This is a genomic window from Bacillus sp. AFS012607, assembly GCF_002558005.1.
Taxonomy (GTDB): Bacteria; Bacillota; Bacilli; order Bacillales; family Bacillaceae_G; genus Bacillus_A; species Bacillus_A thuringiensis_S.
The window spans coordinates 1-293 of the sequence record NZ_NTVM01000112.1 but is presented as its reverse complement, the minus strand read 5'-3'; the positions used below and the strand labels follow the sequence as shown (position 1 = coordinate 293).

Below are 293 nucleotides of genomic sequence, written 5' to 3'. Positions count from 1 at the left end.
AGCAATACTTGTATGTTGGCATCTTTCAAGATATATTCAAGCCTCTTTGTTGGATATGCGGGATCTAGTGGGACATATGCGCCACCAGCTTTTATTATTCCTAATATACTTACAATCATCTCTAAAGAACGTTCTATATAAACCCCTACCATACTTTCAGGGCCTATGTTTCGTTTTTGTAGATAAAAAGCTAATTGATTTACTTTTTCATTTAATTCCTTATAAGTTAACTGTTGATCTTTATATACCAACGCAACAGAATCTGGATTCTGAATTACTTGCTGTTCAAATAA

General features: G+C 33.1%; 1 protein-coding gene. It reads right to left on the bottom strand.

All coding sequences use genetic code 11. The features are described 5' to 3' along the window. The coding region (locus CN409_RS31120) for an AMP-binding protein (protein ID WP_000652211.1) at positions 1-293 on the bottom strand (293 nt) is incomplete at both ends.